We start from the raw sequence: 25,806 nt of genomic DNA, 5'->3' as shown, positions 1-25,806 counted from the left end.
ATAGTATTTCATTTCAAAAAGTGACGTGAATAAGGAGCGGTTTGCTTCAGTTCTGGATTTGTGCTGCCTCAATGGTTAAATTGACTTAACTTTTCGACCAAATCGGCCTTTCTTCCCTCGCTCTGCGAACACGCCAGCCGCCGCCAGTCAGGAGCCCCCATGCCCTCCCAGTCGCTTTTCCTCGTCGCCCTCGTTGTCGATGACTATGCCCGCGCCAGGAATTTCTACTGCGACATTCTCGGTTTCGACTGCCTCGAGGACACACCCCAGCCGGATGGAAAGCGGTGGCTCGTGGTCAAACCGAAGGGCGGGGAGGGGGCGGCCCTGCTGTTGGCCCGCGCGGACGGTGCCGATCAGGTGCGGGCGATCGGCAACCAGACCGGCGGACGGGTCGGCTTCTTCCTCAAGACCGACGATTTTGCCCGCGACCACGCGGCCTATCTCGCCGCCGGGGTGACCTTCCTCGAGGCCCCGCGTCACGAACCCTATGGGACCGTGGCGGTCTTTCAGGATATCTTCGGTAATCGCTGGGATCTCATTCAGCCTGCCGGCTGAGCGGTGCGGGAAACAGCCCCTTGATTGTGGGCGATCCGGCGTGCATAAGCGCCAGCGTATTTCGATCGACAGATCGGGCCCTCCACCAGCCTGTTGAGGACAATCATGGGTGAGTTCAAGCCGCTGGTCTTTTCCGGCGTTCAGCCGACCGGCAACCTCCATCTCGGCAACTATCTCGGTGCGATCCGCAAGTTCGTCGCGCTGCAGGAACATCACGACTGCATCTATTGCGTCGTCGATTTGCACGCCCTGACGGCGCAGCTCGTCCACGACGACATGCAGGGCCAGATCCGGTCGATCACGGCCGCCTTCCTCGCCAGCGGCATCGACCCGAAGAGCCATATCGTCTTCAACCAGTCGGCCGTGCCGCAGCATGCCGAGCTCGCCTGGATCTTCAACTGCGTCGCCCGTATCGGCTGGATGAACCGCATGACGCAGTTCAAGGACAAGGCCGGCAAGGACCGCGAGCAGGCCTCGCTCGGCCTCTATGCCTATCCGAGCCTGATGGCAGCCGACATTCTCGTCTACCGCGCCACCCATGTGCCGGTCGGCGAGGACCAGAAGCAGCATCTGGAACTGACCCGCGACATCGCCATGAAGTTCAATCTCGACTTCGTCGATCATATCCGCCGCACCGGCTACGGCATCGACATCACCGTCGGCGAGGAGCCGGTGCACGCCTATTTCCCGATGGTCGAACCGCTGATCGAGGGCCCGGCGCCCCGCGTCATGAGCCTGAAGGACGGCACCAAGAAGATGTCGAAGTCGGATCCATCCGACCTGTCGCGCATCAACCTGATGGACGACGCCGAAACGATCTCGAAGAAGATCCGCAAGGCCAAGACCGATCCGGACGCGCTTCCGAGCGAGACCGAAGGCCTGAAGGGCCGTCCCGAAGCCGACAACCTGGTCGGCATCTTCGCAGCCCTGTCCGACCGCACCAAGGAAGACGTGCTGACGGAGTTCGGCGGACAGCAGTTCTCGGTGTTCAAGCCGGCGCTCGTCGAGCTTGCGGTCGAGGTCCTGTCGCCGGTCAACGGCGAAATGCGCCGTCTGATGGGCGACACCGCCTATATCGACGGCGTCCTGCGCGACGGCGGCGAAAGGGCGCGGGCACGGGCCGAAAAAACCATGAAGGAAGTCCGCGACATTATCGGTTTCGTGCAGTAAAGTCGCCGCGATCCGCGCGGCTGGGGTTCTGAACCGGTCGCTGAAACGGCCGAGTTCAACCCATCCTGCGGCGGGGTTCCCTATGGTTTCAACACGCCTGTCACGCCTCGAAGGTCACCGCCGCAAGTTCATGGCGGTGATCGACAACACGCCGGAATGCTCCCGCGCGGTGCACTATGCCGGACGGCGCGCCAAGAATTCGAACGGCGGCCTGGTGCTGATTTATGTCATTCCGGAAGGCGACTTCCAGCAATGGCTGGGCGTGGAGGAGATCATGCGGGCCGAGGCCCGCGAAGAGGCCGAGGCCGTAATGGCCAAGGCGGCGCAGACGGTGCGCGAGACGATCGGGATCGAGCCTGAAATCGTCATCCGCGAGGGAAATTCCACCACGGCGATCAACTCCCTGATCGAGGAAGACCGCGACATCGCCATCCTCGTCCTGGCGGCCGGTTCGACCAAGGAGGGCCCGGGGCCGCTGGTCTCTATGATCGCCGGGCGCGGTGCCGCCTTCCCGATCCCCGTGACCGTCCTGCCGGATTCCCTCACCAATGAGGAAATCGATGCGCTCTGCTGATCGGCCCCATGGCAAAAGTCAGATCCAGCCTTGAAGGCCGTTGCGTTCGGGCCTATTTCTTTTGAAGTATTCTAAATTGAACGGCGGTCCTTGAAGCCGCTCGGAGGTTCCCATGTTCATACAGACCGAAGCCACGCCGAACCCGGCGACCCTCAAGTTCCTTCCCGGCAAGGTGGTGATGGAGTCCGGCACCGCCGAGTTCCGCGATGCCGACAGCGCTGCGGTCTCGCCGCTGGCGGCCCGCATCTTCTCGATCCCCGGCGTGACCGGGGTCTTCTTCGGCTATGATTTCGTCACCGTCACCAAGGACGGCCCGGAATGGCAGCACCTGAAGCCGGCGATCCTCGGCACGATCATGGAGCATTTCATGAGCGGCGCGAAGGTCATGGGCTCAGCCGCGACAGCCAATGACGAGGACGGCGAGGAAGAATTCTTCGAGGCCGGCGACGAAACTATCGTCGCCACCATCAAGGAACTGCTGGAAACCCGCGTGCGTCCGGCCGTCGCCCAGGATGGCGGCGACATCACCTTCCGTGGCTTCAAGAACGGCAAGGTTTATCTCAACATGAAGGGCGCCTGCTCCGGTTGCCCGTCCTCGACCGCCACGCTGAAGCACGGCGTGCAGAACCTGCTGCGCCACTTCGTTCCCGAGGTCCAGGAAGTCGAAGCAGTCTGACAAGGGTCGGACGAGGAGCAGGGAATGATCGTACTGGCGATCGATACGGCCGGGGTCGATTGTTCGGCTGCCGTCTATGACGGTGGCGCCAAGCGCCTGCTGGGTCAATCGACCGAGATGATCGGCCGCGGCCATGCGGAAAAGCTGATGGCGACGATCGACGCGGCCCTGGCCGCCGCCAATCTCGATCTCTCGGCCATCGAGCGCGTTGCCGTGACCGTCGGGCCGGGCTCGTTCACCGGTATCCGTGTCGGCGTTGCCGCTGCACGCGGTCTGGCGCTTTCCCTCGGCATCGAGGCCGTCGGTATATCTACATTGGCCGCGCTGGCGAACACGGCTGACGAAACCGGCCGTCCCGTCCTGGCTGCCATGGATGCCAAGCGCGCCGAGATTTATCTGCAGCGCTTCTCCGCGGCCCGGGTGTCGCAGGGTGAGCCGGAAATGGTCTCGCTCGATCGCTTCCGCGAAATCGCAGCCTCCGGCGAATGGCAGCTTGCCGGGTCAGCCGGTGCGCTGCTCTTGGACCCGGACGCCGAGACCGAGAAGGATCGCTTCTCCATTTCCGTCGTCGCCAGGCTTGGCGCGGAAGCGAAAGCTGCGGGCAAGCCGAAGCCGCTATATTTGCGAGGCCCCGATGCAAAACCGCAGACGGGCTTTGCCGTTTCCCGAGCGTGAAAGCCTATGCTGGATACCTATCTCAAGCGAAAGCCCGAATTCGAAATCGTACCCATGTCCACCGAGCACTGCGCGGCGGTCGCGGAAGTGCATGCCCAGCGCTTTTCCAAGGCATGGAACGACGGCGAGTTCCTGAGCCTGCTGCTGCAGCCCAATTCCTTCGGATTCGTCGTCTGGCAGACCAACACGCTGATCTTCAAGGCGCCGCTGGCGGGTTTCGTGCTGGCGCGTGAAACGGCAGGCGAAGCGGAAATCCTGACGATTGCCGTCGGCGACAAGTTCGCCCGTTTCGGTCTCGGCTGGCGGCTGATGCAGGCGGCAATGCGCGAGGCGGGCGGGCGAGGTGGGGAAGCGATGTTCCTCGAAGTGGACGACGGCAACGAAGCGGCCCTCGGTCTTTACCGCAAGCTCGGCTTCCAGAAGGCGGGAGAGCGGCCGGCCTATTATACCGACGCAAGTGGACGGCGGTCGTCCGCGCTTGTCATGCGCCGCGATCTTCGATAGTTGCCTCTGTCATACGTCCGACATGCGCGGGAACCATGTGGCCATGAGCGAAGCACCTAAATCGCTGGAAGACTTGTGCGTCGAGCGCGGCATGCGCATGACGGAGCAGCGCCGTATCATCGCGCGGATTCTTGAGGAGTCCGCCGATCACCCCGATGTCGAGGAACTCTATCGGCGCTCGGTGAAGATCGACGCCAAGATATCGATCAGCACCGTCTATCGCACCGTCAAGCTGTTCGAGGATGCCGGCATCATCGAACGCCACGACTTTCGCGATGGCCGCTCGCGCTACGAGACGGTTCCGGAAGAGCATCACGACCACCTGATCGACCTGAAGACCGGCGTGGTCATCGAATTTCATTCGCCCGAGATCGAGGCGCTGCAGGAGCGCATTGCGCGCGAACACGGCTTCCGCCTTGTCGATCATCGGCTCGAGCTCTACGGTGTGCCGCTGGCCAAGGACGAAGGCTGAGCTCATGCATCCGCCATCGAGGGTGACTGCGTGATCAACTGGCTCAGGGTCGGGCTTGCCTTGTTTCTCGTGCTGCTCGTGACGCTGGTACTGGCACCCCTGCAGTTGCTGGCGCTGCGCTTCGATTGGAAGCTCCGCCGCCGCCTGCCGCGGCTATGGCACAGCACGACGTGCCGGCTGATCGGCATCCGCATCCGTGCCCACGGAACGCTCGAACGACACCGGCCCCTGATGATCGCCGCCAACCATGCGTCCTGGAAGGATATCCTGGTGCTCGGGGCGCTGGCCGACGTCGTGTTCATCGCCAAGACCGAAGTGGCCGACTGGCCGATCTTCGGCACGCTCGCCAAGCTGCAGAAGAGCATATTCGTGGTGCGCGAGCAGAAGCGCCGCACCGGCGACCAGGTGAGCGAGATCGCTGAACGCATGGCCGACGGCGAGATCGTCGTGCTATTCCCGGAAGGCACGACCTCCGACGGCAACCGCGTTCTCGAAGTCAAGACCTCCTTGTTCGGCGCTGCGGCTGCAGCGCTGCCGCTGGCACCTGAGGGCGTCGTCTACGTCCAGCCGGTGGCGATCGCCTATACCCGGGTGCACGGCATGCCGATGGGCCGCTATCATCGGCCAATCGCCGGCTGGCCGGGCGATGTCGGTATGGTGCCGCATCTGATGGGCGTGCTGAAAAGCGGTGCGATTGACGTCGACGTCAGTTTCGGTGAGGTGGTGGAGTACCGCGAAGGGGGCAATCGCAAGCAAGTCGCGGGGCTCGTCGAGAAGCGGATTCGCAGCATGTTGCTCGACCATCTGCGTGGCCGGCTGTGGCGTTGAGCCTCCGGCACCACTTTTCGGTTTAATCTGCCGGGAAAAACCACTAAATAGCCCGCATGACACAGGACACCGCACTTCTCGACGCCACGGGCCAGCCGGAAGGCGCCACCGCTGTTGCCGAACGCAAGGTCTTCATCAAGACCTATGGCTGCCAGATGAACGTCTACGATTCCGGCCGCATGACCGATGCGCTGGCCGCTGAGGGCTATGTCGCGACGGAGACCATGGACGATGCCGATCTGGTCCTCCTGAACACCTGCCATATCCGCGAGAAGGCCGCCGAGAAGGTCTATTCGGCGCTTGGCCGCCTGCGCGAGACCAAGAAGGCCCGCGCGGCGGAAGGCCGCGAGTTCATGATCGGGGTTGCTGGCTGCGTCGCCCAGGCCGAAGGCGACGAAATCGCCCGCCGCGAGCCTGCCGTCGACGTCGTGATCGGGCCGCAGACCTACCACCGCCTGCCGCAGGCGCTGCGTCGCGCCCGCACCGGCGAGCGGGTGGTCGATACGGAATACGCGCTGGAAGACAAGTTCGAGCATCTGCCGGACCCGGCCAAGGTCAAGGGCGGGGTGCGCAGCGTCACCGCCTTCCTCACCGTCCAGGAAGGCTGCGACAAGTTCTGCACCTTCTGCGTCGTGCCCTATACGCGCGGGTCGGAAGTGTCCCGTCCGATCGCCCAGATCGTCGCGGAAGCCGAGAAGCTCGTCGCCTCCGGCGTGCGCGAGCTGACCCTGCTCGGCCAGAACGTCAATGCCTGGCACGGCACGGATGCGGCGGGCCGGGCACTCGGTCTCGGCGAACTGCTCTATAGGTTGGCGGAGATCCCCGGGCTCGCCCGGCTGCGCTACACCACGAGCCATCCGCGCGACATGGATGACCGGCTGATCGAGGCGCATCGCGACCTGAGAATGCTGATGCCTTATCTGCACCTGCCGGTGCAGTCCGGTTCGGACCGCATCCTCAAGGCCATGAACCGCCGGCACAAGGCTTCGGAGTATGTCGCGCTCGTCGAGCGCATCCGGGGCGCCCGGCCGGACATCGCCCTGTCCGGCGATTTCATCGTCGGCTTCCCCGGCGAGACGGAAGAGGATTTTCAGGCGACCATGGATCTGGTCCAAACCGTCGGCTACGCCCAGGCCTATTCGTTCAAATATTCGACACGTCCCGGCACGCCCGGCGCCGATCTGCCGGATCATGTGGCCGAAGAGGTCAAGGTCGAACGCCTTGCCCGGCTCCAGGAATTGTTGCTGAAACAGCAGCAGGATTTCTCCCGCTCCTTGATTGGACGCGAAATCGACTTACTTCTGGAGAAGCCCGGTCGGATGCCTGGTCAACTGATCGGACGATCTCCTTGGCTGCAATCGGTGAATGTTGATGCAAACGCATCGAAAATCGGTGACATTATCAATGTACGAATCACCGCAGCCGGCCCAAACAGCTTGTTTGCCGAGGTGGCAGAGGGTTAGAGTGAGGGCCTGAACCTGATCGAACAGGAGCCTGATCGCTTGAACGCACAAGAAGTGATTTCTTCATCCTCACGCAACCTCCAAGCCGCCGTGACCGACGCCAATCACTTCATCTTGACGTTCGAGAACAATCGGTTCGCCAGCGAACTCTTCGGCCAGTTCGACCAGAACCTGAAGCTGCTGGAAGATCGGCTGCAGATCCAGGCGCGCGCGCGCGGCAATTCCGTATCGATTTCCGGTGATCTGCTCGCGACCAACCAGGCGCGCCGGGCGCTGGATTTCCTCTATGCGCGGCTGCAGAGCGGCGGTTCGGTGGAATCGTCCGACGTCGAGGGTGCGATCCGCATGGCGGTTGCCGCCGACGATCAGCTGACGCTGCCGACGATGGAGCGCAAGGCCAAGCTCTCCATGGCGCAGATCGCCACCCGCAAGAAGACCATTTCCGCCCGCACGCCGACACAGGACGTGTACATGCGTGCGCTCGAGCGTTCCGAGCTGGTATTCGGCGTCGGTCCGGCCGGTACCGGCAAGACCTATCTGGCGGTGGCCCACGCGGCGCAACTGCTGGAGCGCGGCGTGGTGGACAAGATCATCCTATCCCGCCCGGCCGTCGAGGCCGGCGAACGCCTAGGCTTCCTGCCTGGCGACATGAAGGAGAAGGTCGATCCCTATCTTCGCCCGCTCTATGACGCGCTCTACGACATGATCCCCGGGGATAAGGTCGAGCGGGCCATCACCGCCGGCGTCATCGAGATTGCGCCGCTCGCCTTCATGCGCGGCCGCACGCTGGCCAATGCCGCGGTCATCCTCGACGAGGCGCAGAACACCACGTCGATGCAGATGAAGATGTTCCTGACCCGCCTCGGCGAGAACGCCCGCATGATCGTCACCGGCGACCCCAGCCAGATCGACTTGCCGCGTGGTGTCAAATCCGGACTGGTCGAGGCGTTGCAGATCCTCAACGGCGTGGACGGGGTGTCCTTCGTGCGCTTCAAGGACGCCGATGTCGTGCGCCATCCGCTGGTCGGACGCATCGTCCGCGCCTATGACGCGCAATATGCGGTGCAGGACGAAAGCGAGCAGACCGACCGATAGGCCGGATCACGACCCATGCAGCAACTCGACATCCAGATCGCCGTCGAAGCCGATGGCTGGCCGGAAGAAGCGGAACTTGAGACCGTCTCGAGCCATGTGCTCGAGACGGCCGCGGCCTTCCTCAAGGCCGAGGAGAAGCAGCCTTTCCCCGCCGTGCCTCCGGAGGTGTCGCTGGTCTTCTCCGACGATGCGCAGGTGCGGGCGATCAACGCGGAATGGCGCGGTCAGGACAAGCCGACCAACGTGCTCTCCTTCCCGGCCTTCCCGCTCGTCCCCGGTGGAAAGCCGGGGCCGATGCTGGGCGACATCATCATCGCGCGGGAGACGGTGGAGCGCGAGGCGGCCGATCTCGACAAGAGCTTCAACGACCATCTCACCCATCTGATGGTCCACGGTTTCCTGCATCTCTTCGGCTATGACCACATGGATAGCGGAGAGGCGGAAAGAATGGAGAGCATCGAGACTCGCATTTTGGCCACGCTTGGCTTATCTGATCCCTATGCGGGCCAGGACCCGGTTTGACAGTTTGGAATAATGAGCGATTTTTCGACGAGAGTGGCCTCGGAGGCCAATGAGGGATCGGACGGTTCCTCTTCGGAAGAAGGCGGCAGTCCTTCGCGGCCGGAGAGTACCGGCCGAGCACACACTTCCTTTTGGGCGCGAGCCGCCCGCATATTGAGGCCGTCGCAGGCGTCCAGCCTGCGCGAGGACCTGACCGACGCCCTTAGAGCCGATGCCGGCACGGGCGACGTCTTCACGCCCGAGGAACGGGCGATGCTCAACAACATCCTGCGTTTCCGCGAGGTGCGTGTCGAGGACGTGATGGTCCCGCGCGTCGACATCGAGGCGGTCGACCAGAGCATCAGCATCGGCGAGTTGATGGTGATCTTCGAGGAGTCCGGCCGATCGCGCATGCCGGTCTACTGCGACACGCTCGATGATCCGCGCGGCATGGTGCATATCCGCGATCTTTTGTCCTATGTGACGAAGCAGGCCCGCAACAAGCGCCGCAACGGGCCGCGGACGATCCAGGAAAAAGCCGAAAAGTCGGAAAAGCCCGCTCGCGCCGCCAAGACGGATTTCGACCTGGCGCGCGTCGATCTTTCCAAGACCGTCGCGGAATGCGGCATCGTCCGCTCGATCCTCTTCGTTCCGCCGTCCATGCTGGCCTCCGACCTGTTGAGCCGAATGCAGACGGCCCGCACCCAGATCGCCCTGGTGATCGATGAATATGGCGGCACCGACGGACTGGTCTCCCATGAGGACATCGTCGAAATGGTCGTCGGCGACATCGAGGACGAGCACGACGATGAGGAGGCGATGTTCAGCCGCCTGTCGGATGACGTGCTGGTGGCTGATGCGCGCATCGAACTGGAAGAGATTGCCGCGGCGATCGGCTCCGATTTCGACGTTCGCGATCAACTCGACGACGTCGATACGCTCGGTGGCCTGATCTTCGCGGCGCTGGGACGCATTCCCGTGCGCGGTGAGGTCGTCCAGGCCCTGCCGGGCTTCGAGTTCCACATTCTCGACGCCGATCCCCGTCGCATCAAGCGCGTGCGCATCGTGCGCAAGCGCCCGGCGGGCAGGCGACGGGTCTCGAAGGGCGAAGTCGAGGCGCCGGTTCGGTCGGGCAAGACGCGGACCACGACTGCGGCCGATACGGCCGGCATGGACGAGGCCCTTCCGACGGACGCAGACAGCGGCACCTGACGCCCGGATCCCTGCCGTTACCTTCCCTATCCGCACGACAAGCCCGGTGTTTTTTGGAACACTGCGCACGAAACGATTCGCGGATATGGAAGGGGACGAGGCATGGAACGGCTGGCCGGGAGGATCATGCTGCTCGGGGGAGCGAAACGTGCATTTCTGGCGTTTCTCGCCGGAGCGCTCGGCGCACTCGCCCTGCCGCCCTTCGGCTTCTGCGCGGCGATGTTCGTCTCCTTCCCCCTTCTCGTGTGGCTGCTGGACGGCATTTCCGGCAACCCGGACCGCAACCATTCCTTCGGCGTGCGTTCCGCCTTTGTCACCGGCTGGTTGTTCGGCTTCGGCTATTTCACCGCGGGGCTGTGGTGGCTCGGCAATGCGCTGCTGTTCGAGGCCGAGGAATTCGCCTGGGCCCTGCCCCTGGCCGTCCTCGGCCTGCCGGCGGTGCTGGCGATCTTCTACGGATTGGCGACCATGCTTGCCCGACTCGTCTGGTCGGACGGCATGGGGCGGATCGCCGCGCTTGCGGCGGGCTTCGGCCTTGCCGAATGGCTGCGCAGCTTCGTGGCGACCGGGTTCCCCTGGAATGCCATTGGCTATGCGGCGATGCCGATGCCGCTGATGATGCAGTCGGCCGCTCCGCTCGGGTTGTTCGGCGTCAGCACGCTTGCCGTCTTCGTCTTCGCAGCGCCGGCTCTGCTCGGTACCCGAAAGGGGCTGGTTCCGGGGCTCGCGCTGGCGGGGCTGCTCTTTGCCGCCCATCTGGGCTACGGCGCCTTCACGCTGCGGGAGCCTTTGCCGCTCGGCGCAAACAGTGTGACGGTGCGGCTGGTGCAGCCGGTGATCGACCAGGCCAAGAAGCTGGAGAACGCCGATCGCATCGACGTGTTCAACCAGCACCTCGCGCTGTCGGTGCAGCCCGTGGCACCCGGCACGCCGGAGCCGGACATGATCGTCTGGCCGGAAACCTCCATCCCGTTCATCCTGACCGAGCATCCCGACGCCCTGTCGCGGGTCGCCGACATGCTGAAGGACGGCCAGGTGCTCGTGACCGGCGCGGTGCGAGCCGAGGAGCAGGGGGCGGGGCAGGCGCCGCGCTACTACAATTCGGTCTACGTGATCGACGACAAGGGGCAGATCCTCTCCGCTTCCGACAAGGTGCACCTGACCCCGTTCGGCGAATATGTGCCCTATGAGGAGGTCCTGCGCCGGATCGGCTTCGACAATCTGATCAGTCTGCCGGGCGGATTTTCTCCGGCCTCGCAGCGCACGCTTCTCACCCTGCCGTCCGGGATCGGTCTCTATCCGCTGATCTGCTACGAGATCATTTTTCCCGACGAGGTGGACGTCCCCGCAGGCAAGGCCGGCGCCATCGTCAACCTGACGAACGACGCGTGGTTCGGCGCGACGCCGGGGCCCTATCAGCACTTTCTCCAGGCGCGGATACGCGCCGTGGAAGCCGGTTTGACGCTTGTTCGGAGCGCCAACAACGGCATTTCGGCCGTTGTCGATCCCCGCGGGCATATTATTTCTGGGGTGGCGCTGAATGCCAAAGGAGCGCAAGATGCAACCTTCGGTATCATTGCTGTCTCAAATTGGAACAACAGTGATCGCAAATTAAACTTCTGGTTGGTTATGCTTGCCGTCGCATTGGCTGCGGTTATTTCACGCATGGGTTTTATTTTCAGGAAGAATTGACCAAAAACCCCTAAAATTGCATAGTGGATTGAACCATAGGTCCGTACGTATGCTCAAAGTTCATGAATGGCGTGTGCAACGCCACGTTATGGTCCGTTCGGCGCAGAGGGTCATGGTGGAATTGCCAACACTTGTCAGGATCGCAACATGATCGAGAATAAGAAGAAGCCGAACCCGATCGACATTCATGTCGGCAGCCGGATTCGTCTTCGCCGCACCATGCTGGGCATGAGCCAGGAGAAGCTCGGCGAGAGCCTCGGGATCACTTTCCAGCAAATCCAGAAATACGAAAAAGGTACCAACCGGGTCGGGGCCAGCCGCCTTCAGAACATTTCCAACATTCTGAATGTCCCGGTTTCCTTCTTCTTCGAAGATGCGCCGGGCGAGCAGTCGTCGGGTGCCAACGGCATGGCCGAAGCGTCCAGCTCCAACTACGTCGTCGACTTCCTGTCGTCGTCGGAAGGCCTGCAACTGAACCGCGCTTTCGTCAAGATCGCCGATCCCAAGGTTCGCCGCAAGCTGGTCGACCTCGTCAAGGCACTGGCCGCGGAAGCGGATGCTGACTGACCTTAGGGCCAGGCGGGCGTGAAAGAGAGCGGCCTTTGGGTCGCTTTTTTTCTGTCTACGGAGTGTCGAAATGCCGACATAAAGATATATTTATGTCGTTGTGTGCTTGTTTTTCGCGCGTGAACTGACTAACAAGAGCAAGGCCTGTTCTTTGAGGGGAATCCCGAATGCGCGCGAACTATCTTTTCACCAGTGAATCTGTGTCCGAAGGTCACCCGGATAAAGTCTGTGACCGCATCTCCGATGAAATCGTGGATCTGGTATACCGGGAAGCGGCCAAGACCGGCGTCGACCCGTGGGGCGTGCGTATTGCCTGTGAAACCCTGGCAACGACCAATCGCGTTGTCATCGCCGGCGAGGTTCGCCTCCCGCCGAGCCTGATGAAGCTCGACAAGAACGGCAACGAAGTCATCAACCCGTCAAAGTTCAAGTCGGCCGCCCGCAAGGCGATCCGCGACATCGGCTACGAGCAGGACGGCTTCCACTGGAAGACGGCGCGCATCGACGTGCTCCTGCATTCGCAGTCGGCGCATATCGCCCAGGGTGTCGACAAGGCCGCCGATCATAGCAACAGCGAAGGCGCGGGCGACCAGGGCATCATGTTCGGCTATGCCTGCCGCGAGACGCCCGATCTCATGCCGGCGCCGATCTACTACGCGCACCGGATACTCCAGCTGCTCGCCGCCGCCCGCAAGAAAGGCGAGGGCGAGGCTGCCAAGCTCGGCCCCGACGCCAAGAGCCAGGTGACGGTCCGCTACGTTGACGGCAAGCCCTTCGAAGTGGTGTCGATCGTTCTGTCCACCCAGCATCTCGACGAGAGCTGGGACTCGAAGAAGGTCCGCTCTGTCGTCGAACCCTATGTTCGCGAAGCGCTCGGCGACCTGAAGATCGCCGACGACTGCAAATGGTACGTCAACCCGACCGGCAAGTTCGTCATCGGCGGCCCGGACGGCGACGCCGGCCTGACCGGCCGCAAGATCATCGTCGACACCTATGGCGGTGCGGCCCCCCATGGCGGCGGCGCCTTCTCCGGTAAGGACACCACCAAGGTCGACCGTTCGGCTGCCTATGCCGCGCGCTACCTCGCCAAGAACGTCGTGGCCGCCGGCTTTGCCGACCGTTGCACCATCCAGATCTCCTATGCGATCGGCATCGCCCAGCCGCTGTCGATCTATGTCGACCTGCACGGCACCGGCAAGGTGACCGAGGACGAGATCGAGGCTGCGATCCGCAAGGTCATGGATCTGTCCCCCTCGGGCATCCGCCGCCATCTTGACCTGAACAAGCCGATCTATGCTAAGACGTCGGCTTACGGCCATTTCGGCCGCAAGGCTGGCCGTGACGGCTCCTTCTCCTGGGAGAAGCTCGATCTGGTCAAGCCGCTCAAGGATGCTCTCAAGGCTTAAGGCGAAATGACGGAAGCGGAACGCAGGACACGGTCGACCGAAGCCTTCTTCGGTCGACGCAAGGGAAAGCCCTTGCGCGACCAGCAGGTCGAGCGAATGGAAACCCTCCTGCCGGAGCTGAAGATCGACCTGGCGTCCGAGCCGCCGGTCGACATCAAGGCCCTCTTTCCGCACCCCGTGGACAAGGTCCGCCTCGAGATCGGCTTCGGCGGCGGTGAGCATCTCGTCCACCGCGCCCGCACCAATCCCGACACCGGCTTCATCGGCGTCGAGCCTTTCGTCAATTCCATGGCCAAGCTCCTGGCCGTGGTCGAGGCCGAGGGGCTGAGGAACATCCGTGTTCATGACGACGATGCGACCCAGTTGCTCGACTGGCTGCCGGAGGGGTCGGTCGATCAGATCGAGCTGCTCTATCCCGATCCCTGGCCGAAGAAGAAGCACTGGAAACGACGCTTCGTCTCGCAGGTCAATCTCGACCGCTTCCACCGCGTGCTGAAGCCGGGCGGGCTGTTCTGCTTCGCCTCGGACATCGATACCTACGTCAACTGGACGCTGCAGCATTGCCGGCAGCATGGCGGCTTCGATTGGACGGCGCGCAACGCTTCCGACTGGCTCACCCCGTTTTCCGGATGGCCGGGTACGCGCTACGAAGCCAAGGCGAAGCGCGAAGGCCGCGCCTCCGCCTATCTCACATTCCGCAGGATCTGACGGAAACGGTCAGTGAAGGCTGACCGTCTTGAGGTCGTCCTCGGCCGCCTTGTAGAAGGTGCTGGACCGGTTGTCGGTCAGCAGGATCGGCGTGCCGTCCGCGCCGAACAGCGCCCAGAGATCGAGGCTGGGGTCGATATCCGGCGCCTCGGGAAAGCAGCGGGATACTTCTTCCGAGCGCATCTTGCGGATATAGCCGACTTCGCCGGCGCCGAGATGCGCCAGTTCGGATTGGGTCAGGCGCCCGTTTACTTCTCTCATCAACATTCCGATCCTCCGCCACTGAGGGAGCCACGGCACGATCATGCCGTTAACCCTACTGTGCAGCGGAAATGTTAATTTTTCGCACCATCTGTGCCGATTGGGGGCGCACGAGATCGATCGACAGAAGGCCATGGCGCAGCGTCGCGCTGAGCACGTCCATGCCGCTCTCGAGCAGGAATACACGCTGAAACTGGCGGGCAGCGATGCCGCGGAAGAGATAGTTAGGCTCGTCGCGCTCGGCCTGGCGCCCGCGGATCACAAGCTGGTCGGCCTCGACGAGGACCTCCAGTTCGTCTTCGCCGAAGCCGGCGACCGCCAGGGTGATTCGCAAGCGCTCCGCCGCCGTCTCGCCGCTGCCCAGCCGCTCGATATTGAAAGGCGGATATCCATCGCTCGGCCTGATGACGCGCCCGGAAACGGGATCGCCCATTCCAAATCCGATCAGTAGGGGGCGCGCCGATGTCTTGGTGCTTCTCATCGATAGTCCTCGTCCAAGGGGCCGGTTCCGGCCAGGACCGAAATCGTCGCGACCTGAATATGGGTTGGGCGAGACGCCTCCGCAAGCGCTTCGGATCTTGACAAGTGTCGCCGGCGGGCTCAACTGGCGAGCCCTCAAATTCGAGATAGGACGCATGACGGAACGCAGAAAGATCATTATCGACACCGACCCTGGACAGGACGACGCCGCCGCGCTGATGCTCGCCTTCGCAAGCCCGTCGGAACTCGAAGTCCTCGGCATCACCACGGTCGCCGGCAATGTTCCGCTGCGGTGGACCAGCCGCAATGCCCGCATCGTCTGCGAGTTGTGCGGCAGGAGCGATATCCCAGTCTACGAAGGTGCCGACGGGCCGATCGAGCGTCCGCTCGTCACCGCCGAGCATGTCCACGGCAAGACGGGTCTCGACGGCGCCGTGCTCGACGAGCCGACCATGGCGGTGATGCCGCAGCACGCGGTCGACTTCATCATCGAGACCCTACGCCGCGAGCCGGAAGGCAGCGTGACGCTTTGCACGCTCGGGCCGCTCACCAATGTCGCGCTCGCCTTGAAGAAGGCGCCGGACATCGCGCCGCGCATTCGCGAACTGGTGCTGATGGGTGGCGGTTTCTTTGAGGGTGGCAACATCACGCCGGCCGCGGAATTCAACATCTATGTCGACCCGCAGGCTGCCGCGATCGTCTTCGGCTCCGGCATACCGCTCGTCATGATGCCGCTCGACGTGACCCACCAACTGATGACCACCAAGGCGCGTGTGGCGCGTCTTGCAGCGCTCGGCACCCGCCCCGCAAAGGTCATGGTCGAATGGCTGGAATTCTTCGAGCGCTTCGACGAGGAAAAATACGGTTCTGACGGCGGCCCGCTGCACGATCCGACGGTCATCGCCTATCTGCTCAAGCCGGAACTCTTCTCCGGCCGTCACTGCAATGTCGAGATCGAGACGCAGTCCGAGCTGACGGTCGGCATGACGGTCGTCGACTGGTGGCGTGTGTCCGGAAGGGTTGCCAATGCGCAGGTCATGCGCAATGTCGATGCGGACGGCTTCTTCGATCTGCTGGTCGAGCGCTTCGGGCGGCTCTGAATGCCCTGAAACGAAGAAAGGCCGCCGGATCGCTCCGGCGGCCTCTTTTGTTTTCCATCTGCCTGGTCCCGGCTGTCTCCGGTGGACCGCTCAGAATTCCTGCCAGTCTTCGGCCACGGCGGCGGCGGAGCCACCACCGGCAGCGCGCTTCGGCGCGGGGCGGGATGCGGCGGCAGGGGCGCTCGGGGTGGCTGTCCGCATGGTCCGGGCAACCGATGACAGCGACGAGGAGAGGGCCTGCGGCGACGACCGGTAGGTATTCGCACCCGTGACCGTGAAGCGCGAGACGAGGTCTCTCAGGTTCTCGGATTCGCTCCTCAGCGTCATGCTGGCGGCGGTGGTCTCCTCCACCATTGCGGCGTTCTGCTGGGTCACCTGGTCCATCTGGTTGACGGCCGAGTTGATCTCTTTCAGGCCAGAGGCCTGCTCGCTGGCGGAGGCGGAGATCTGGCGGATCAGGTCGTTGATCTGCATGACCTGGCCGGCGATCTTGTGCAGCGTGTGACCGGCCTGGCCGACCAGCTCGACGCCATCCTTGACCTGGGCACCGGAGGTGGTGATCAGCGTCTTGATCTCCTTCGCTGCGCTGGCGGAGCGCTGGGCCAGTTCACGCACTTCCTGGGCGACGACCGCAAAGCCCTTGCCGGCCTCACCGGCGCGGGCGGCTTCGACGCCGGCGTTCAGGGCGAGCAGGTTGGTCTGGAAGGCGATCTCGTCGATCACGCCGATGATGCGCGAGATTTCCTGCGACGACTGGGCAATGCCCTGCATCGAGGTGACGGCCTTCTGCACAACTTCGCCCGAGCGCTCGGCGTCCTCGCAGGCGAGGTTGACGGTCGCCGCGGCCGTGTTGGCGTTGACGGCGCTGGCATTGACCTGCTCGGTCAGTTCGTTGAGGGCTGCTGCGGTCTCTTCGAGGCTAGCGGCCTGCTGTTCGGTGCGCTTCGAAAGATCTGCTGCGCTCTCGGCGATCTCGCCGCTGCCGGCGCCGATGTTGACGACGCTGGAGTTGACCGCCGTGATCGTCGACTCGAGGCTTGCCAGCGCATCGTTGAAGTCGCGCTTGAGGGCAGCGTATTCGCCGGGGAACTCGTCTTCGATGCGGTATCCCAGATTGCCGTGCGACAGCTGCGACAGGCCGGTGCCGAGAACGCTGACGACCTGCTGCTGAACGCCGAGGGAGTCACTGCGTTCCTGTTCCGAGCGGCGGCGTTCGGCATCGGCCGCACTGCGCTGCTGCTCGGCTTCGCCTTCAAGCCTGCGGCTGTCGGCGAGGCGGTGGCGGAAGCCGTCGAGTGCCTTGGCCACCAGGCCGAGTTCGTCGCTGCGTTCCTGGCCCTTGACCGCGGTCTCGTAATTGCCCTGGCCAAGCCGCCCGACATCTTCCAGCAGGGCCTGCAGGGGCTTCTGGGCAAAGGCGCGGACCGCCAGGAAGAGGCTCGCCATAACGGCGCCGAGAACGATGAGGCCGGCGATGATCATGATCGTCGTCTGCGCCTCGACGGCAGCACCGGTGGCGCTGTGGGGAATGTCGACGATGACCGACCAGGTGGTGTTCACGCCGGGAACCTGGAACGGGAAGAGCAGGCGATCGAACGCATCGGCGCCGTTTTCCTCGAGATCCTTCACCAGGCTGCTCTTGCCGGACGACAGGGCGGTCTTCAGCGCGTCGGCGCCGGCCACTTCATAAGGCTTCATCAAGAGGTCGTCGGAGGGGGCGACCAGCCACTGGCTGTTCTGCGCCACCAGCATCACGCGGCCGGTCTCGAAGGGACGAAGGGCCTTGAGCTTTTCCGAAAGCGAGGCGAGTGAGATGTCGACCCCGGTGACGCCGATCATCTTGCCGCCGGAAATGACCGGATACGCGATCGAGCTCATCGTCGTCGGGACATCCGTGCCCTCGGCGAGATAGGGGGCCGTGATCGCGCCCTTGCCGCTCTTTGCGGCCAACGCATACCATTCGGCGGTGTATTCGTTGTTGAAGGTCGAGAACTGGATCGCCCCGTTGCGGTCCTTCGACCAGTAGGGTGTAAAGACGCCGTTGGCATTGGCGCCGAGTTCGGCATTGCCGACCACGTCGTCCTTGCGCCCGTCGAAGGCTTTCTCAGCCTCGGCAAACCAACTGCCGAAGGCAAACGGGTTCTGTTCGAGATTGGCCTTGAGCAGGTTCATCGCGCCCTTGCGGTCGAAGGACTGGCCTTCGTGGCCGCGGCCCAAGACACCCGACATGGTGCGGGCAGCGCTGGCCAGCTCGCCGATGTCGCCGGCGATTTCCTGGGCGATGGCTTCCGCCTCCGCCGTCGCCTGCTGCATGGTCAGCGCCTGGACGCGGTCGCGCGTCTCGTAGATCAGGAAGAGATTGGAGAGCATCAGGACGAAGGCGATCGCCACGCCTGTCACGACGAGCAGCTTCGCCGCGATGGAGCGGGAAATGAACTTCAGCATGGAAACCTCGAAACGCACGGGGAGAGGGCTCAGGGACGCAACCGGGCGGTCCACACCATCATGGTGCGCTAGTACAGCCGTGCCTATTTTGGCCGGATGTACGCCAATCGAAGCCAATAAGAGACCCGAAAGCTTAACGAGATTTGAAGTCGCTCTACATTTTCTTGCCTGTCTTCAGCAGGGAGGAATCATGACTGTCGCGTAATGGAACAAAGTTGTCCTAAACGCGCCCTTCTACCTCGCTTGCTGTCGGAATCGACGGCTGTGCGCCCGGCTTCAGGCAGGCGAGGGAGCCGGCGACGGCGGCGCGGCGCAGGGCCTGCTCGAAAGCGATGCCCTGATCCAGGCTGGCGGCCAGATAGCCGCAAAAGGTGTCGCCTGCGCCCACCGTGTCGACCGGTTCGATGGCCAGACCCATGGTCCGGTAAAGGTTCGAATCCCGGGCGGCGATCACGCCGTCGGCGCCGAGGGTGACGATCAGCGTCTGACCGGTCTCCTTGTGGAGACGCATCAGCGTTTGCTCGCGTTCGGCCGCGTTGAGTTCGTCGCGACCGGCCAGCCGCTCGAACTCCGTCTCGTTGGCGATGACGATGTCGGCCATGCGCCCGAGGCGCGCGGCATCGGCCGTCAGCGGGGCGATGTTGAGAATGGTCGTCACGCCGCGTGCCTTCGCGTCGACCAGCGCACGCTCGACGGAGGCTGCGGGAACCTCCAGCTGGAGCATGAGAAAGTCGCCCCTCTGCAGAGCTGCGACCGCTGCGGCGGCCTCCGGCTCGCCGACCGTGCCGTTGGCGCCGGGAACCACCGTGATCATGTTCTCGCCGTCGCCGCCGACCAGGATGAGGGCGATGCCGGTCGGTCCATCTACATGGCGGACCGCGGAAAGGTCGGTGCCGGCTTCCTCCAGCAGAGCGAGCGCCGGTGCGGCAAACTCGTCGCGTCCCACGGCACCGGCCATGCGCACGGCTGACCCGGCGCGGCGGGCCGCCAGCGCCTGATTGGCGCCCTTGCCCCCGGCCGCCGTCGAAAATCCGGTGCCGGCTACTGTTTCGCCCGGCTTCGGCAGCCGCGGCGTGGTGGCGATGAGGTCCATGTTGATGGAGCCGAATACAGTGATCATGCGTGTTTCCGTCCTTGGTCTCGGTCTTTCGCGGACCCGATCCTATTCTTCGTCGACGATCCTCAGCTTCAAGAGGCCGGTTCGGCTTTCCACCGATCTCTGACTATCCTCGGGCGATGCGGCCGCGGTCGTTTGAAATTCGAGCGCTTCGATCTTCGCGCCCCGTTTCGTCAGTTTGTCGGCCGAGGTGAGAATCATGTCCACATCTTTCTGCGCTGCGAGGAAATGTCCTTGCAGCTTTCTCGTGCGTTCGTCGAGGCGCAGCAAATCTTCCATCAGATGCAGGACCTCGCCCTGGATCAGATGTGCCTGTTCGCGCATGCGCTGATCCTTGAGGACGGCCTGGATCACCTGGATCGACAGCATCAGCAACGAGGGCGATACGATAACCACGCGCAGGCGATGGGCCTTCTGGACGATGGCTTCGAAATGTTCGTGGATCTCGGCAAAGATCGATTCCGACGGCACGAAGAGGAAGGCCATGTCCTGGGTTTCACCCGCAATCAGATACTTCGCCGCGATGTCGCGGATATGCACCTCGATATCGCGGCGGAAATTCTGGCCGGCCAGCTTCTTTTCCTCCGGCGTCTGCGCGTCGCGAATGGCGTTCCACGCCTCCAGCGGAAACTTCGCGTCGATCACCAGCGGTGGCGAGCCGTTCGGCATGCGGATCGTGCAGTCCGGGCGCATGCCGTTCGACAGGGTCGACTGGAAGGCATAGGCGCCCATCGGCAAGCCGTCGGCGACGATCGTCTCCATGCGCGATTGGCCGAAGGCGCCGCGGGTCTGCTTGTTGGACAGGATGGCCTGCAGCCCGACCACGTCCTTGGCCAGCGACTGGATGTTGTTCTGTGCGGCATCGATGACGGCCAGCCGTTCCTGAAGGTGACGCAGGTTCTCATGCGTCGATTTCGTCTGTTCGGTGATGGTCGCGCCGATGCGATGGGTCATGCCGTCCAGCCGCTGGCTGATCGTCTGGTTGAGCTCCGATTGGCGCTTGCCGAACACGTCGGACATCGCGGCGAGTCGTCCATGCATCTCCGCCTGGGCTTTCAGCAGTTCCGAGAGCCGAGCCTCGGCCACCGCCTCGCGTCTCGCCGCCTCCATCTCGAGCGCGATGCGCATGCGGCTGGAGCGGCGGTTTGACACAAGAAGCAGGAGAAGCACGACCAGCAACGCCGCCCCGACGATGCCGGCGAGGACAGTCGGAGGAAGGCCAAGAGTGCCGATGGCAAGCGCGGTAAGGTCGGTGCTGTTCATGGCGGCGGAGACTAGCAGATTCGTGCGGCTGCGACAGATCAAATCAAGAACATTCGTCCGCTGGTCCTGCGCTGGCGGCAGAGCGCGGAGATTTCGTCGTTCGAACGGCCTGTGCCGATCTCGCCTGGCCAAGGACGAACCCCGGCGATCCGTCTCTTCGCCACCCCCGATCCGGGCGCGCGTCGTACGATCTGTTGTCCAGAGGGGTACATTTCGCATTTTAGTTAAATGAAATATTTACCTTTTTTGGTAATCCATAAAAAACTAATTGATACATCGCTGAAATATTCGGCGATCCGGCGCGCGGGGGCGGCTATGACGACACACAATGAGAAAAGCGGTCTTGGTGCCCGCCTCGAGTTCCTCGGGCTTGACGAAAAGGCAAGGCAGACGCTGCGCACGCTCGCGCCCAGCATCGGCAAGAATATCGGCGCAGCGCTCGACGTCTTCTACAAGAAAGTTCGGAGCACCCCGGAAACAGCGGCCTTCTTTCGCAACGAGGATCACCTTCAGGGGGCCAAAAAGCGCCAGGAAAGTCACTGGAGCATCGTCACAGCGGCGCAGTTCGACGACCGCTACGTCGATGGCGTGACGGCCGTCGGGAAGGCGCATGCCCGCATCGGCCTGGAGCCCCGCTGGTACATCGGCGGCTATGCCCTGCTGGTCGAGCAACTCATCCACGCCGTGGTGCGGGAGCGTTGGCCGTCCCGGTTTGCGCGCAAGGAAGGCAAGGTTCTGGGCGAGGAGGTGGGCGTGCTGGTCAAGGCCGCGCTGCTCGACATGGACTACGCCATCACCGTCTATCTCGATATTCTCGCCGCCGAGCGAAAGGCGGCCGAAGATGCGCGCGCCAAGGCCGAGCACGAACAGGCGGTGGCACTCGCCGCCTTGAGCGAAGTCTTGAACAGGCTGTCCGCCGGCGATCTCGAAGCGAAGCTCTCGCCTGCCCAGCCGGAAAACTTTGTCGGCATGGCGCATGACTACAATACTTCGGTCGAGAAGCTCCACGACACGATCGGCACGGTGCGCAGCGCCGCAGAGGAGATTCTGCGCTCAACAACCGCCATTTCGGAGGCGTCCAACCATCTCGCCCAGCGCACGGAACAACAGGCCGCGGGCCTGGAGGAAAGCACAGCCGCGTTGCACGAACTGACCCAGAACGTCACCTTGGCGGCGGATGGCGCGCAGAAGGCGGCGAACGTCGTAGGCATCGCTCTCGACGAGGCGCGGGCTTCGGGCGAAGTGGTGACGCGGGCGGTCAGTGCCATGGGCGCCATCGAGAAGTCCTCCGACGAAATCTCCAAGATCATTGGCGTCATCGACGAAATTGCCTTCCAGACCAACCTGCTGGCGCTGAACGCCGGGGTCGAGGCGGCCCGTGCGGGCGAGGCCGGTCGTGGCTTCGCGGTCGTGGCCCAGGAAGTGCGGGAACTGGCGCAACGCTGTGCCAGTGCGGCACGCGAAATCAAGGGCCTGATTTCCCAGAGTTCCGGACAGGTCGAGACCGGTGTGGGACTTGTCAACAATGCCGGCGAGGCGCTCGACAAGATCATCGTTCGTATCGGCGAGATCAACGGCATCGTCGCCGGTATCGCCAGCGCCGCATCGGACCAGTCCGGCGGACTGCGGGAAGTCAACACGGCGATCGCCAACATGGACACGATCACCCAGCAGAACGCCGCCATGGTCGAGGAGACGTCCGCCCAGACCTTGACGCTGAGAGACGAGGTCGAACGCCTGGTCGCCGCGCTGCGCGGGTTCAAGACGCGGGACGGGGCAGGCGCAACCGCGATGTCTCACGCGCGTGGCGCGCAGGATCGGACGTCGAACTACCGCAATGCCGGCTGACGGCACGGCCGCGCGCCTGGCTGCATGTTCGTGCTGTCAGGCAGGCCCTGCCGTTTGTGATTTCTCGTAAGACCGTATGTCCGTCTTCGCGCCTGAGGTGGCTCGCCCTACACTGGTCTTCCGAGGGTTGCTCGGACGGGCCGAGCCGATCCTCATCACAGGAGGACGAGCCGTGGCAGATTATAGAGAAGCTTTTGTCGGAATCGATGTCGCCAAGCTGAAGAATGCGATTGCTGTTGCCGAATCTGGCCGGGACGGAGAGGTACGCTATTTCGGCGAGGTTGATGCATCCGATGTCAGCATGCGTCGCATAATTCAGCGAATAGCCGCGAAGTTTGATCACGTGCATTTCTGCTATGAAGCCGGCCCGACCGGTTATGGCCTCCATCGGCTGATCAAATCCCTTGGCCATGAATGCATGGTTGTCGCCCCGTCATTGATCCCGAGGAAGCCTGGCGACAGGGTGAAGACGAACCGTCGAGACGCGCTCGCGCTCGCCCGGCTATTGAGGGCCGGCGAGCTCACGGCAGTGTGGGTTCCCGACGAGGGCCATGAGGCTATGCGCGATCTTGTTCGTGCTCGAGCTGCTGCGGTCGAGACATTACGGGTTCATCGGCAACAGGTAAGTGCCTTTATGCTCAAGCATAGTCGCATCTATCCACGCAAGAAGGGCTGGACGATGCGATATCTGTGCTGGCTGCAGGAGCAACAGTTCGATCACCCCGCGCATCAGATCGCTTTGCAGGAAATGGTCGAGGCGGTGCGCCTCTCGAAGGAGCGCGTCGAACGACTGGACAAGGTGATTGAGGAGTTTATCCCCACTTGGTCTCTCGCGCCCGTCGTTCGAGCTCTACAGACGTTACGAGGGGTCGATTTGATCGTCGCCGTCACCTTCGCAACAGAGGTCGGTGACGTCACCCGATTTGAGAGCCCCCGCCAATTGATGGGCTATCTCGGCTTGGTTCCTGGTGAGCGATCAACGGGTGAGATAGTCAGACGGGGTTCAATCACCAAGGCAGGCAATGGGCGTGTTCGGCACATGCTGGTCGAGAGCGCCTGGACATATCGCCATCCGCCGAAGGTTGGCGCGAGGAAGCTGTACCGTATGGAGCAAGCGCCGCCGAAAGTGCGGGAGATAGCATGGAAGGCTCAGAGCCGGTTGACGGCTCGTTATCGAATGCTGACCGGACGAGGAAAGCGAACGACGGTGGTTTGTACCGCCATTGCCCGCGAGTTGAGTGGCTTCATGTGGGCCGTTGCAAGGGAGGCGCAGTCGATCAGATCGTAGATCGCCGCATCGAACTTGCATCTCGCGCATGGGCGGGGGCGGAACAACGGCAGGGGAACACCCGTCAGACGCTTTGTGGCCGGCATTCGACCGACGCCCGCAGTAAGATCGGAATAGCCCCGGACGCACAATCGGGAATGCGGTAGCCAACCCGCGCATCAGAGCTTGATCACCGACGTCCTTGAGTTCCGCCTCCACCCATACGCGATCATCATCATGAACAGCCGTTTCTCCGGAACGGTAGCTTCCTCGCGCCCAACGCATTGACAACGGACATCAGAGCGGTGTTCACGCTCCATTTAGGAATTTCACGAATTGTTGTCGCATATTCCTAAAATTTGGGGTGCACCCTGAGCTCCCCCCGGAAGGCATGGCGATAACATGAGTGTAGAAGCAGACAAGAGTTTGAAGGAACGTCTGGCATTCCTCGAGATTGACCAAAAGACGTCCAAGACACTGAACTCCCTGCGGCCGACACTCGGTGAACTTCTCGGCGGCGTACTCGACAAGTTCTACGCCAAGGTCGGTGCCACGCCGCAGATCGCCCGCTTCTTCAGCGGCAAGGACCATATGGCAGGGGCGAAGAATGCCCAGATGAGCCATTGGGACAAGGTCTCCAAGGGAACCTTCGATCCTGACTACGTCAAGGGCGTGACCGCGATCGGCAAGGCCCATGCGCGTATCGGTCTGGAGCCGCGCTGGTATATCGGCGGCTATTCCATGCTGATGACCGAACTCGTCGCCGGCGTGCTCGTCAAGCATTGGCCCTTCCCGTTCGGCAAACATCATGCGGAGGCGCTGGCCGACAAGCTCGGCGCCCTCATCAAGGCATCGATGCTCGACATGGACTACTCGATCTCGGTCTATCTCGATGCGCTCGAGGATCGGCGCAGGCAACTCGAGGAAGACCGCAAGCAGTTCGAATCGGACCAGCAGCTCGCCATGGAGCATCTGCGCCGTGGTCTCGAAGCGCTCGCCCGCGGCGATTTCGAAAACCGGATGAGCACCGACCTGCCGGATAATTTCAAGCAGATGGCGACGGACTACAACGAGACGATCGTCCGGCTGAGCGAATCCTTCGCCTCCATTCGCCGAGCATCGGAAGAGATTCTCGGCGGCACCGAAACCATCGCAAAGGCCTCCGACGACATTGCCGTCAGCACGGCCAAGCAGGCGGCCGGCGTACAGGAGAGTTCCTCCGCCCTGCAGCAACTGTCCGTGAGCGTTGGCCAGACAGCGACCAATGCAGAACGCGCTTCGATGGCGGTACAGGATACCCAGCAGCAGGCAAGAAACTCCGGCGACGTCGTCGCCCAGGCGATTTCCGCCATGGCGGAGATCGAGAAATCCTCGACCGAAATCTCCAAGATCATCGGTGTCATCGACGAGATCGCTTTCCAGACCAACCTGCTGGCGCTCAATGCCGGCGTCGAGGCGGCGCGTGCCGGTGACGCAGGCAAGGGCTTTGCCGTTGTCGCCCAGGAAGTCCGCCAGCTCGCCCAGCGCAGCGCCGATGCCGCCAAGGAAATCAAGCGCCTCATCTCCCAGAGCAGCAATCAGGTCAACGAGGGCGTCGGGCTGGTCTCCAATACCGGTACGGCACTTGCCGACATGATCAGCCGCATCGACACGATCCATTCCATCGTCTCGGATATCGCCACCGCCGCCAAGGACCAGGCGACCGGCCTCAAGGAGGTCAACCAGGCGACCCAGAGCATGGACAAGCTGACGCACCAGAACTCGACGATGGTGGCCCAGACCTCTGCCGAGACCCAGCGTTTGCGTAGCGAAGTCGTCGGCCTGGTGCAGTTGCTCGCGCAATTGAGCGCGCGTTCGAGCGCCGATGGAGAACATGTCTCCGATCCCCGTCAGGTTTCGCGCAGGCAGGCAGCCTGATCCACGGTAC

Annotated in this window: 25 protein-coding genes; 20 read left to right on the top strand and 5 right to left on the bottom strand. The window is 63.0% G+C overall.

Translation table 11 applies throughout. The annotated features are described in order from the left end of the window. Positions 1 to 159: 159 nt before the first annotated feature. The 16 genes from AC07Y0_RS17305 to trmB all read left to right on the top strand — a co-directional run bounded on the left by AC07Y0_RS17305 (position 160) and on the right by trmB (position 14,098). The gene (locus AC07Y0_RS17305; RefSeq protein ID WP_498678954.1) at positions 160 to 555 is read left to right on the top strand and encodes a VOC family protein; all 396 of its coding nucleotides are present in this window, start codon (positions 160 to 162) and stop codon (positions 553 to 555) included. Positions 556 to 660: 105 nt separating this feature from the next. Beyond that, positions 661 to 1,725, top strand: a complete 1,065-nt coding sequence (trpS, locus tag AC07Y0_RS17300; protein WP_498678953.1) for a tryptophan--tRNA ligase — start codon at positions 661 to 663, stop codon at positions 1,723 to 1,725. 82 nt (positions 1,726 to 1,807) lie between these two features. After that, entirely contained in the window at positions 1,808 to 2,299 is a 492-nt protein-coding gene (locus tag AC07Y0_RS17295; protein ID WP_498678952.1) for a universal stress protein, read from the top strand. Between the two features lie 112 nt (positions 2,300 to 2,411). Further along, positions 2,412 to 2,975 (top strand): NifU family protein, encoded by a 564-nt coding sequence (locus AC07Y0_RS17290; protein ID WP_498678951.1) that lies wholly within the window; start codon positions 2,412 to 2,414, stop codon positions 2,973 to 2,975. 24 nt (positions 2,976 to 2,999) lie between these two features. After that, positions 3,000 to 3,650: a tRNA (adenosine(37)-N6)-threonylcarbamoyltransferase complex dimerization subunit type 1 TsaB gene (tsaB, locus tag AC07Y0_RS17285; protein WP_498678950.1), complete on the top strand. Its 651-nt coding sequence runs from the start codon at positions 3,000 to 3,002 to the stop codon at positions 3,648 to 3,650. Between the two features lie 6 nt (positions 3,651 to 3,656). Further along, positions 3,657 to 4,154: a GNAT family N-acetyltransferase gene (locus tag AC07Y0_RS17280; RefSeq protein ID WP_454744279.1), complete on the top strand. Its 498-nt coding sequence runs from the start codon at positions 3,657 to 3,659 to the stop codon at positions 4,152 to 4,154. A 43-nt stretch (positions 4,155 to 4,197) separates the two neighbouring features. After that, entirely contained in the window at positions 4,198 to 4,626 is a 429-nt protein-coding gene (locus AC07Y0_RS17275) for a Fur family transcriptional regulator (protein WP_498678949.1), read from the top strand. A gap of 30 nt (positions 4,627 to 4,656) precedes the next feature. Next, positions 4,657 to 5,454 carry a lyso-ornithine lipid O-acyltransferase gene (gene olsA / locus AC07Y0_RS17270; RefSeq protein WP_498678948.1) on the top strand — a complete coding sequence of 266 codons (798 nt, stop codon included), beginning with the start codon at positions 4,657 to 4,659 and terminating at the stop codon, positions 5,452 to 5,454. Between the two features lie 56 nt (positions 5,455 to 5,510). Further along, positions 5,511 to 6,917 carry a tRNA (N6-isopentenyl adenosine(37)-C2)-methylthiotransferase MiaB gene (gene miaB, locus AC07Y0_RS17265; RefSeq protein ID WP_498678947.1) on the top strand — a complete coding sequence of 469 codons (1,407 nt, stop codon included), beginning with the start codon at positions 5,511 to 5,513 and terminating at the stop codon, positions 6,915 to 6,917. 39 nt (positions 6,918 to 6,956) lie between these two features. Beyond that, complete coding sequence (locus AC07Y0_RS17260; protein WP_498678946.1) at positions 6,957 to 8,012, top strand: PhoH family protein; 1,056 nt, start codon at positions 6,957 to 6,959, stop codon at positions 8,010 to 8,012. 15 nt (positions 8,013 to 8,027) lie between these two features. Continuing rightward, entirely contained in the window at positions 8,028 to 8,534 is a 507-nt protein-coding gene (ybeY, locus tag AC07Y0_RS17255) for an rRNA maturation RNase YbeY (RefSeq protein WP_498678945.1), read from the top strand. A 12-nt stretch (positions 8,535 to 8,546) separates the two neighbouring features. After that, positions 8,547 to 9,725, top strand: a complete 1,179-nt coding sequence (locus AC07Y0_RS17250) for a transporter associated domain-containing protein (protein WP_498678944.1) — start codon at positions 8,547 to 8,549, stop codon at positions 9,723 to 9,725. Between the two features lie 102 nt (positions 9,726 to 9,827). Further along, the gene (lnt, locus tag AC07Y0_RS17245) at positions 9,828 to 11,417 is read left to right on the top strand and encodes an apolipoprotein N-acyltransferase (RefSeq protein ID WP_498678943.1); all 1,590 of its coding nucleotides are present in this window, start codon (positions 9,828 to 9,830) and stop codon (positions 11,415 to 11,417) included. A 147-nt stretch (positions 11,418 to 11,564) separates the two neighbouring features. Further along, on the top strand, positions 11,565 to 11,984 hold the full coding sequence (locus tag AC07Y0_RS17240; protein WP_028738798.1) for a helix-turn-helix domain-containing protein: 420 nt from the start codon (positions 11,565 to 11,567) through the stop codon (positions 11,982 to 11,984). 167 nt (positions 11,985 to 12,151) lie between these two features. Next, on the top strand, positions 12,152 to 13,390 hold the full coding sequence (metK, locus tag AC07Y0_RS17235; protein ID WP_498678942.1) for a methionine adenosyltransferase: 1,239 nt from the start codon (positions 12,152 to 12,154) through the stop codon (positions 13,388 to 13,390). Between the two features lie 6 nt (positions 13,391 to 13,396). Next, positions 13,397 to 14,098: a tRNA (guanosine(46)-N7)-methyltransferase TrmB gene (gene trmB, locus AC07Y0_RS17230; protein WP_498678941.1), complete on the top strand. Its 702-nt coding sequence runs from the start codon at positions 13,397 to 13,399 to the stop codon at positions 14,096 to 14,098. 9 nt (positions 14,099 to 14,107) lie between these two features. On the opposite strand, the gene AC07Y0_RS17225 is transcribed toward trmB, so the two are convergent. Both AC07Y0_RS17225 and AC07Y0_RS17220 read right to left on the bottom strand, forming a co-directional pair. Next, complete coding sequence (locus AC07Y0_RS17225) at positions 14,108 to 14,365, bottom strand: BQ00720 family protein (RefSeq protein WP_028738801.1); 258 nt, start codon at positions 14,363 to 14,365, stop codon at positions 14,108 to 14,110. Positions 14,366 to 14,414: 49 nt separating this feature from the next. After that, positions 14,415 to 14,840: an Hsp20 family protein gene (locus AC07Y0_RS17220; protein WP_498678940.1), complete on the bottom strand. Its 426-nt coding sequence runs from the start codon at positions 14,838 to 14,840 to the stop codon at positions 14,415 to 14,417. A gap of 154 nt (positions 14,841 to 14,994) precedes the next feature. Between AC07Y0_RS17220 and AC07Y0_RS17215 the strand changes: the two genes are divergently transcribed. After that, the gene (locus AC07Y0_RS17215) at positions 14,995 to 15,939 is read left to right on the top strand and encodes a nucleoside hydrolase (protein ID WP_498678939.1); all 945 of its coding nucleotides are present in this window, start codon (positions 14,995 to 14,997) and stop codon (positions 15,937 to 15,939) included. A 90-nt stretch (positions 15,940 to 16,029) separates the two neighbouring features. Here AC07Y0_RS17215 and AC07Y0_RS17210 read toward each other — a convergent pair whose 3' ends face one another. The 3 genes from AC07Y0_RS17210 to AC07Y0_RS17200 all read right to left on the bottom strand — a co-directional run bounded on the left by AC07Y0_RS17210 (position 16,030) and on the right by AC07Y0_RS17200 (position 20,764). After that, on the bottom strand, positions 16,030 to 18,384 hold the full coding sequence (locus tag AC07Y0_RS17210; RefSeq protein WP_498678938.1) for a methyl-accepting chemotaxis protein: 2,355 nt from the start codon (positions 18,382 to 18,384) through the stop codon (positions 16,030 to 16,032). 220 nt (positions 18,385 to 18,604) lie between these two features. Beyond that, positions 18,605 to 19,504 carry a ribokinase gene (locus tag AC07Y0_RS17205; RefSeq protein ID WP_498678937.1) on the bottom strand — a complete coding sequence of 300 codons (900 nt, stop codon included), beginning with the start codon at positions 19,502 to 19,504 and terminating at the stop codon, positions 18,605 to 18,607. Between the two features lie 42 nt (positions 19,505 to 19,546). Continuing rightward, on the bottom strand, positions 19,547 to 20,764 hold the full coding sequence (locus AC07Y0_RS17200) for a DNA recombination protein RmuC (RefSeq protein WP_498678936.1): 1,218 nt from the start codon (positions 20,762 to 20,764) through the stop codon (positions 19,547 to 19,549). A 315-nt stretch (positions 20,765 to 21,079) separates the two neighbouring features. On the opposite strand from AC07Y0_RS17200, the gene AC07Y0_RS17195 reads away from it, so the two are divergent. From AC07Y0_RS17195 to AC07Y0_RS17185, 3 genes are all read left to right on the top strand, one after another. After that, positions 21,080 to 22,612, top strand: coding sequence for a methyl-accepting chemotaxis protein (locus AC07Y0_RS17195; RefSeq protein ID WP_498678935.1), 1,533 nt, complete (start codon positions 21,080 to 21,082; stop codon positions 22,610 to 22,612). 172 nt (positions 22,613 to 22,784) lie between these two features. Then, a complete protein-coding gene (locus AC07Y0_RS17190) occupies positions 22,785 to 23,900 on the top strand; it encodes an IS110 family RNA-guided transposase (RefSeq protein ID WP_498675509.1) in 1,116 nt (371 codons plus the stop codon). A 381-nt stretch (positions 23,901 to 24,281) separates the two neighbouring features. After that, positions 24,282 to 25,796 (top strand): methyl-accepting chemotaxis protein, encoded by a 1,515-nt coding sequence (locus AC07Y0_RS17185; RefSeq protein ID WP_498678934.1) that lies wholly within the window; start codon positions 24,282 to 24,284, stop codon positions 25,794 to 25,796. The last annotated feature ends 10 nt before the right edge of the window (positions 25,797 to 25,806 follow it).

This window comes from Allorhizobium sp. GW101-3B10, from assembly GCF_059424725.1.
Note: the sequence above shows the minus strand (reverse complement) of the source record. Positions and strands in the feature narration are given on the sequence as shown.

Excerpts from the sequence above, each read along its gene's own strand:
- AC07Y0_RS17305 (WP_498678954.1), top strand. The coding sequence starts at position 160 with ATGCCCTCCCAGTCGCTTTTCCTCGTCGCCCTCGTTGTCGATGACTAT.
- trpS (WP_498678953.1), top strand. The coding sequence starts at position 661 with ATGGGTGAGTTCAAGCCGCTGGTCTTTTCCGGCGTTCAGCCGACCGGC.
- AC07Y0_RS17295 (WP_498678952.1), top strand. The coding sequence starts at position 1,808 with ATGGTTTCAACACGCCTGTCACGCCTCGAAGGTCACCGCCGCAAGTTC.
- AC07Y0_RS17290 (WP_498678951.1), top strand. The coding sequence starts at position 2,412 with ATGTTCATACAGACCGAAGCCACGCCGAACCCGGCGACCCTCAAGTTC.
- tsaB (WP_498678950.1), top strand. The coding sequence starts at position 3,000 with ATGATCGTACTGGCGATCGATACGGCCGGGGTCGATTGTTCGGCTGCC.
- AC07Y0_RS17280 (WP_454744279.1), top strand. The coding sequence starts at position 3,657 with ATGCTGGATACCTATCTCAAGCGAAAGCCCGAATTCGAAATCGTACCC.
- AC07Y0_RS17275 (WP_498678949.1), top strand. The coding sequence starts at position 4,198 with ATGAGCGAAGCACCTAAATCGCTGGAAGACTTGTGCGTCGAGCGCGGC.
- miaB (WP_498678947.1), top strand. The coding sequence starts at position 5,511 with ATGACACAGGACACCGCACTTCTCGACGCCACGGGCCAGCCGGAAGGC.
- ybeY (WP_498678945.1), top strand. The coding sequence starts at position 8,028 with ATGCAGCAACTCGACATCCAGATCGCCGTCGAAGCCGATGGCTGGCCG.
- AC07Y0_RS17250 (WP_498678944.1), top strand. The coding sequence starts at position 8,547 with ATGAGCGATTTTTCGACGAGAGTGGCCTCGGAGGCCAATGAGGGATCG.
- lnt (WP_498678943.1), top strand. The coding sequence starts at position 9,828 with ATGGAACGGCTGGCCGGGAGGATCATGCTGCTCGGGGGAGCGAAACGT.
- AC07Y0_RS17240 (WP_028738798.1), top strand. The coding sequence starts at position 11,565 with ATGATCGAGAATAAGAAGAAGCCGAACCCGATCGACATTCATGTCGGC.
- metK (WP_498678942.1), top strand. The coding sequence starts at position 12,152 with ATGCGCGCGAACTATCTTTTCACCAGTGAATCTGTGTCCGAAGGTCAC.
- trmB (WP_498678941.1), top strand. The coding sequence starts at position 13,397 with ATGACGGAAGCGGAACGCAGGACACGGTCGACCGAAGCCTTCTTCGGT.
- AC07Y0_RS17225 (WP_028738801.1), bottom strand. The coding sequence starts at position 14,365 with ATGTTGATGAGAGAAGTAAACGGGCGCCTGACCCAATCCGAACTGGCG.
- AC07Y0_RS17220 (WP_498678940.1), bottom strand. The coding sequence starts at position 14,840 with ATGAGAAGCACCAAGACATCGGCGCGCCCCCTACTGATCGGATTTGGA.
- AC07Y0_RS17215 (WP_498678939.1), top strand. The coding sequence starts at position 14,995 with ATGACGGAACGCAGAAAGATCATTATCGACACCGACCCTGGACAGGAC.
- AC07Y0_RS17210 (WP_498678938.1), bottom strand. The coding sequence starts at position 18,384 with ATGCTGAAGTTCATTTCCCGCTCCATCGCGGCGAAGCTGCTCGTCGTG.
- AC07Y0_RS17205 (WP_498678937.1), bottom strand. The coding sequence starts at position 19,504 with ATGATCACTGTATTCGGCTCCATCAACATGGACCTCATCGCCACCACG.
- AC07Y0_RS17200 (WP_498678936.1), bottom strand. The coding sequence starts at position 20,764 with ATGAACAGCACCGACCTTACCGCGCTTGCCATCGGCACTCTTGGCCTT.
- AC07Y0_RS17195 (WP_498678935.1), top strand. The coding sequence starts at position 21,080 with ATGACGACACACAATGAGAAAAGCGGTCTTGGTGCCCGCCTCGAGTTC.
- AC07Y0_RS17185 (WP_498678934.1), top strand. The coding sequence starts at position 24,282 with ATGAGTGTAGAAGCAGACAAGAGTTTGAAGGAACGTCTGGCATTCCTC.